Origin of the sequence: Mongoliibacter sp. (assembly GCF_007692705.1) — a bacterium.
Taxonomy (GTDB): Bacteria; Bacteroidota; Bacteroidia; order Cytophagales; family Cyclobacteriaceae; genus Mongoliibacter.
The window spans coordinates 1-6,450 of sequence record NZ_REBN01000265.1 but is presented as its reverse complement, the minus strand read 5'-3'; the positions used below and the strand labels follow the sequence as shown (position 1 = coordinate 6,450).

7 protein-coding genes are annotated in these 6,450 nt (G+C 39.3%); 4 read left to right on the top strand and 3 right to left on the bottom strand.

Going from position 1 to position 6,450, the window contains the following annotated elements; all coding sequences use genetic code 11:
• Positions 1-75: 75 nt before the first annotated feature.
• Together EA341_RS18055 and EA341_RS18050 are read right to left on the bottom strand one after the other, a co-directional pair.
• A complete protein-coding gene (locus tag EA341_RS18055) occupies positions 76-1,185 on the bottom strand; it encodes an IS3 family transposase (protein WP_293016571.1) in 1,110 nt (369 codons plus the stop codon).
• Between the two features lie 11 nt (positions 1,186-1,196).
• Positions 1,197-1,508, bottom strand: coding sequence for a transposase (locus tag EA341_RS18050; protein ID WP_293016570.1), 312 nt, complete (start codon positions 1,506-1,508; stop codon positions 1,197-1,199).
• 258 nt (positions 1,509-1,766) lie between these two features.
• Between EA341_RS18050 and EA341_RS18045 the strand changes: the two genes are divergently transcribed.
• From EA341_RS18045 to EA341_RS18030, 4 genes are all read left to right on the top strand, one after another.
• Complete coding sequence (locus tag EA341_RS18045; RefSeq protein WP_293016569.1) at positions 1,767-1,985, top strand: helix-turn-helix transcriptional regulator; 219 nt, start codon at positions 1,767-1,769, stop codon at positions 1,983-1,985.
• Positions 1,982-2,311, top strand: a complete 330-nt coding sequence (locus EA341_RS18040) for a HipA N-terminal domain-containing protein (protein WP_293016568.1) — start codon at positions 1,982-1,984, stop codon at positions 2,309-2,311. Before EA341_RS18045 ends, EA341_RS18040 begins: the two co-directional genes overlap by 4 nt.
• A gap of 34 nt (positions 2,312-2,345) precedes the next feature.
• Complete coding sequence (locus tag EA341_RS18035) at positions 2,346-3,374, top strand: HipA domain-containing protein (protein ID WP_293016567.1); 1,029 nt, start codon at positions 2,346-2,348, stop codon at positions 3,372-3,374.
• Between the two features lie 344 nt (positions 3,375-3,718).
• The gene (locus tag EA341_RS18030) at positions 3,719-5,173 is read left to right on the top strand and encodes a PhoPQ-activated protein PqaA family protein (RefSeq protein WP_293016566.1); all 1,455 of its coding nucleotides are present in this window, start codon (positions 3,719-3,721) and stop codon (positions 5,171-5,173) included.
• A gap of 70 nt (positions 5,174-5,243) precedes the next feature.
• Here the strand turns inward: EA341_RS18030 and EA341_RS18025 are convergent, their stop codons facing one another.
• Complete coding sequence (locus tag EA341_RS18025) at positions 5,244-6,089, bottom strand: OmpA family protein (RefSeq protein ID WP_293016565.1); 846 nt, start codon at positions 6,087-6,089, stop codon at positions 5,244-5,246.
• Positions 6,090-6,450: the final 361 nt, after the last annotated feature.

Sequence of the window (6,450 nt, the reverse complement as noted above, 5' to 3'; positions counted from 1 at the left end):
TGGTCTAGCCCCCTAATAATCGGACAATTTAATTTTTGGTATTGTATAAAAACTCTTTCATAGTCTATCTTTGGCTTAGCAGGAGACGACCGAAGGTGACCTTTGAACCGATGTCGTTTGATTTGGAGTGTTGGGCTTATTCCTAGGTTTAAGCCCATTCACTTCTTTATTCGGCAAATTTTCACCCCCATCGAGGGGGTTCAAATTTGAGCAGGAGACTTCCCTCGGGCTCCCATTACCCGATATCTCATGATAGGGGATATTGAGGGTAAATTTAACCTTCTTTTTGTCTTTTTCCACTCTTGTGATTTTACCTTCATCCCATAGCTTCCAGAACAGCGTTGGCCATAGGTATGCTATCGATGCATGGATCCTTCTGTTGTTGTAGGCATCGTAAAACGTTTTCAGCCTGTTTTCAAGTTCCTCCAAAGACCAATAAGGATTTTTACCCACTGCATTGTTGAGGATGCTGTGAAAGCTTTCAACATGTGCGTTCTCTTGGGGAGTGTAGGGGTGGGTAAATACCTGGCCGATATGGTTCTCTCGGAAGAATTCACGGATCTGCTTGGCCCCAAACTGGGGGCCGTTGTCATTTCTCAGTTCGACATGGACTCCTTTAGAAAGAAGGTCAGCAGGCTGTAAATGGTTTAGAATAACATCTTCCCAAGCTGCTTTGACCTGTTCTTTCTTCATGTGGAAGCCAATGCTCCAATGGAGGACAACACGGGTAAAGGTGTCAATGACGGTAAGTATAAAGGCATGTCTTCTTTCCTTTACAGTCCAGATCTGTTTGATGTCCATTTCAAAAACCTGCAACGGCGCTTCCGGCATTACTATCCTGTAGCGCACATACTGTTTGTCTGTGCCCTTCTTTTTGGTTTTCAGTAACATAGCCGACTTCATAAGGCGGTAAACTTTTTTGTGGTTGATCATTAAACCGTTTATACGGAGATAATAGGTCATTTTCCTGTATCCGTAATCCGTGTCCCGGTCCATTTGGATTTCCTTTATCTTTTCCACAATCTCAGCGTTGCAGCACCTGGCCAACTCCTGACCCGAAGCCATCACCGGAGAAGATGAGGTTCCTTTTCTTCCCTTACCGCCGGGTTTGGACCGGTAGTAGTACTGGTGTCTACTGATTCCCAGAAGTTCGAGAGCCCTGTCCCTTTTTAGCCCCTGACCGATATAAACCGCTGCTAGTTCTTTCCTTTCGACCAGGGATACTTCTTTTTTATCAGTTCATCCTTCAGATGGGATTCTATTTCCTTTTCTGCCAGTAGTTTCTTCAGCAGCTCGTTTTCCTTCTCAAGCCTCTTGATCTCCTTTAAATGTCCCGGTGACATTCCGTGGCGGAAACCTTCTTCACCCATACTCTCAAACTTTCTTTTCCAGCTGTAATAGGTCGCCGGATAAATCCCATACTTGTCGAGTGTGGACTGGACTCCGGTTTCTCTGGCCTCTTCAAGGACCTTGAGCTTCTCTTCTTTGGTAAATGTTCTCTTTTTCATCGACGTAAAATTTACAGATTTAAATCTATAATTACGTCCGATTAATTAGGGGGCCGATACACCAATAAACTTTTAGCCAACCTCCAATTCTTCAAAAACCGAAACAAATATAATTAATCAAATAAAAGTGCATTAAAACGCACAATTTTCTGTAATTTGTAGAAAAAATTAAAATATGTATAGTATAGTGCGATTTAATGCTCCTTTCATTGTATTTATAAAAATCTGTACTATATTTGTATAAAATAATGCTTTATAATGCACTTTACTGAACTCGTAAAAACAATTAAGGAACGTAGGGAAGTTCTTCAGGTAACGCAGGAAAGATTGGCAGAATTATCAGGCGTGGGACTGAGAACTCTTAAGCAATTCGAAAGTGGAAAAGGAAACCCTACGCTATCAACATTACAGAAGTTATCTGATGTGTTGGGTATGGAGGTTTGTCTAAAAATTAAAAATGTAGGTCCCAGTCAATGAGAAAAGCCAAAGTATTATTCAAGAATGAAGAAGCCGGTATATTGACCCAACACGATGATGGTTCCTTTTCATTTCATTACCATGAGGCTTGGTTGGCCAATACCAGTAAGCAAAGCATCAGTCTTACTTTACCGAAAAGTGAAAAAGTATTTCATTCTAAGTTCCTATTTCCATTTTTTTACAACATGCTTCCCGAAGGTTCTAACAAGCAAGTGGTATGTAGACTAAACAGAATCGATAGGAAGGACCATTTTGGATTACTGATGTTTACGGCAAAAAATGACAGTATTGGAGCTGTTACTGTGAGGAAAATTGAGATTGGATAAATAAGAATAAATTATTGACAAATGATAATCAGAAATGACCAAAAAATTAAAAGAATCAACCCAATTGTCATTAAGAGTGTGTCCTGGCACCTTATCGGAGGGTTTTGATTCGTATAGCAGAACAGCATTGAAAAGAGTATTTCAGGGCAAAAAGGTGAATCATATTTTACCTTACGATTCTCCGGCATCCAATCTGGAAACTGGTCAGCAATTTGAGGAAAATCAAAGCCGAATATCGATATCCGGCGTTCAGCAAAAGTTTTCTGTGATACTTGACAAAAACAAACTAAGGCTTGCTCGTGAAGATGAGCAAGGGACTTATATTCTTAAGCCTATTCCAGTTACTGGAAAAAAACGGGACCAAATGCCCGCAAATGAGCATTTGACCATGCAGATTGCCCGTCAGATTTATGGGATAGAGACTGCCGAAAATGCATTGATATTTTTTAAAGATGGTTCACCTGCCTATATCACCAAGAGATTTGATGTAGAAGAAGATACACGAGCCAATGGTTTTGGGAGCTTCAAATTGGCCCAAGATGATTTTGCTTCCTTAGCCGGAAGAACTCCTCAAACCCATGGGGAACATTATAAGTATGTTGGGAATTATTTGGAAATGTTTGAACTCATGCAGCGCTATTTGGCGACTTATAAAATCGAAACACCCAAACTTTTTAAAATACTGGTTTTCAATTATCTCTTCTCAAATGGCGATGCACACTATAAGAATTTTTCGATCATGGAGACACCCTTTGGAGATTATCGTCTAAGCCCAGCGTATGACTTACTTAATAGCCGTATTCATATTGAAGATAAAGATTTTGCATTAGAGGATGGACTATTGCCAAGAAATCTAGCACAAGGTAATATCAGGTTGCAATTTGTCAAGCTAGCGGAGAAGACAGCAATTAATGAGAAGACTTTTCAAGATATGATGTCATTGATGATTTCCAAATCAGATTTAGTTGAAAAGATGGTAGCTGCTTCTTTTTTAGATGACAGCACTAAAAGAAATTATTTCCAATTGTATCAGGGCCGTATAAAACAACTGAATAAAGGGTGAACTTTTGACTTATTGGTTTTAAAAAGTGGCTCGAGAAATTGTTTAACTGTGTAATTGTTTAATTGATTAACTGATTGGTGAAAAGGTTTTGTTAAAGGTTAAAAGTTAAGTGTTGGGTCAAATGAATATTTAACCTTTAACTAAATCCATCAAGGCAATAGAACCTAGCCAAACTTATGGGGCTCATTTTCCATTTTTAATTATTCACTATTCATTATTCACTCTTTTCCACCCTGATGTTTCTAATCGGACGGGATTCCCCCATCTCCCATTATTTTTCCCCATCTCTATACACTATATGCTTGATTTTATTTAATTTAAAGGATGATCTAAAATCTTTATCTATGGAAAACCCAGTTTTGAAGAAACCTTTGGTTGCGATTTTCAGCCTTTTGTTCAGTGTCTTGTTTTTTTTGAATTGCGCTCCACAGGGAGAGGTGGAAACAGGAGAAGTTGTAGAAGCTTCTGTTCATCCCTTATGGAATTATGTCCATGCGGAAGATCCTGATTTCAGTTATGAAATTGTACTCAATGAAGACATGGGTGAATACCATTACACAGTTGTTAGAATGATTTCTCAAAATTGGTTATCAGAAGATTTGGTGGATGAGACCGAATGGTGGCATTGGGTTTCTATGGTGGTGCCTAAAGAAAGTACACACACTACCGGGATGGTGTGGATTGGTGGAGGAAGCCAGAGCACCAAGCTTCCTGAGCGACCTGATCGTTTGATTTTGGAAGCAGCATTACAAACCAACTCAGTGGTGGCCACTATTCATAATATACCTTTTCAACCATTGGTTTTTGCCAATGATACATTTGGAGAAAGATATGAGGATGCAATTATCGCTTATGGCTGGAGGAAGTTTATGGAAGGGGGGGCCAAAGATCAAGATGCACATTGGTTGGCTAGGTTTCCGATGACCCGAGCAGTTAAGCTCGGTATGGATGTAGTAACTGAAGTGGCTTTTAGGGAATATGAAAAAGAGGTGGTCAACTATATGGTAGCAGGCGCATCCAAAAGAGGATGGACTACTTGGACGACTGCCGCTGTGGATGATAGGGTAGTAGCTATGGCACCTGTGGTTATAGACCTGCTCAATGTGGAAGAGTCTTTTAAGCATCATTGGAAAAATTATGGCTATTGGGCTCCTGCAATTGCAGATTATGAAAGGGAAGGAATCATGGATTGGCAGGGAAGTAAAGAATACCAAAGGTTGAATGAGCTTGTCGAACCATATTCTTTTTTGGACGAGTACAGGGATATTCCCAAAATGCTTATCAATGCTGCGGGAGATGAGTTTTTTCAACCCGACAGTTGGAAGTTTTATTGGGATGATCTTAAGGGTGAAAAACATATTCAATACGTGCCGAATTATGGACATGACCTTTCTGAATCAGACGCACTACCTAATTTAATTTCATTTTATGCCTCGATCTTAAATAATACCACAAGGCCTAAATATGATTGGAAAATTGAAGGAGATAAAATCATAGTGACCACAGATCCCAATCAAAAACCTGCTTCTATCAAGCTTTGGTCTGCGACCAACCCCGAGGAGAGAAACTTTATGATAGACAGGTTTGGCCCCAATTGGACTTCTTCTGAAATCATACTGAATGAAAGTGGGAAATACGAAGTGGAAATGAAGACTCCTGAAAAAGGATATGCGGGTTATTTTGTTGAAATCACTTATCCTGGACAGGCTCCGATAAAGGTGACTACAGGAATTGATGTATTGCCCAGGGAATATCCATTTGAGGAGTTTGTTTCAGATAGCCCAAAAGGAACAAGATGAAAAAATTAAGCCTCTCCTGAGAGTAGGGAGAGGTTTTTTCATTAAAAAATCAATCAGCAAAATTTACTTTTTATTCAATCATTGCAAAGAATTTATCCAAATCAGGAATGATTACAATTCTTGTTCTCCTGTTTTTGGCCATGTTCTCTGAACTATCATTGTCCACGAGTGGGATATAACTTGATCTTCCAGCAGCAATCAGTTTTTCTGGAGCTACCTGATATTTGTTTTGAAGCACCCTTACAATGGATGTTGCTCTTTTGACACTCAAGTCCCAGTTATCCTGTAATACCCCAGTATTAATGCTTCTAGGGTCTGTATGACCTTCAATCATTACTTCAACAGATGGCTCGGCATTAATCACCTCTGCCAATCTCGCCAAAAGGTTATCAGCATTCCTGTTGACCATATAACTTCCCGTGTTGAAAAGTAACCTGTCGGATACGGTAATCATGACAACTGTTTTGTCAATGTCAATCTGAATGTCATCGTCCTGCTCCATTGTACCATCAGAAATAGATTTTTTTAGGTTGTAGGAAACAGCAAGGTTTACGGAATCTTCCATGGTTTTAGCATCGGCCAGCTTTTCCTGATCTACCTTAGCCAAAGTGGCATTCAATTTTTCACGGGTGACATTAGACATTGGGGTTTTCCCTGAAAGATCAAACTTAGAATCGTTATCTTCCTTTAGAGAGTTGATACGGGCATTATATTCTGCAACCCTCGCCTCGATACGACCTACTTTGTCCTCAAGGATTTTTTTCTCAGCTTCCACTGCTTCTTTTTCACTGCGTGTTTCGGCCAAATGCGCTTCTGTCTTAAACAAATCATTTTGCAGCTCAGTGTATTTCTTTTTAGAAACACAGGATACCGTCAAAGTGGCTGCAACGATAGAAAATAAAATGAACTTTCTCATAGTTAGTTGGTAAATTTTTGAGAGGCTTATGCCAAAAATGAAGCCATCAGAAAAGTAAATGTGCATTTGCTCCTAAAATTGGACTGAATTCTGAGTATTTAGTCTTATTTTACCTATTAATCTCAGTAATTATGAAGAATTTAACGAGTCTATTCCCGGTGATTTTGTTGTCTTTTTTGATTTCTTGCCAGTCACCTAAAGAAAATTCAACCATGGAAAGAATCAATTTTGACATTCAGGTTGAGGAAATTAAAATGGGAGAAAAAGATGCATTTGTCTACAGGCTCAAAAACAGTAATGGTATGGAAGTAGAACTTACCAATTATGGTGCGATACTGTCAAAAATACTTGTTCCTGACCG

What these genes read in the sequence shown, in the direction of transcription:
- EA341_RS18050 (WP_293016570.1), bottom strand. Translation starts at nt 1,508, where the DNA reads ATGAAAAAGAGAACATTTACCAAAGAAGAGAAGCTCAAGGTCCTTGAA.
- EA341_RS18045 (WP_293016569.1), top strand. Translation starts at nt 1,767, where the DNA reads ATGCACTTTACTGAACTCGTAAAAACAATTAAGGAACGTAGGGAAGTT.
- EA341_RS18040 (WP_293016568.1), top strand. Translation starts at nt 1,982, where the DNA reads ATGAGAAAAGCCAAAGTATTATTCAAGAATGAAGAAGCCGGTATATTG.
- EA341_RS18035 (WP_293016567.1), top strand. Translation starts at nt 2,346, where the DNA reads ATGACCAAAAAATTAAAAGAATCAACCCAATTGTCATTAAGAGTGTGT.
- EA341_RS18030 (WP_293016566.1), top strand. Translation starts at nt 3,719, where the DNA reads ATGGAAAACCCAGTTTTGAAGAAACCTTTGGTTGCGATTTTCAGCCTT.
- EA341_RS18025 (WP_293016565.1), bottom strand. Translation starts at nt 6,089, where the DNA reads ATGAGAAAGTTCATTTTATTTTCTATCGTTGCAGCCACTTTGACGGTA.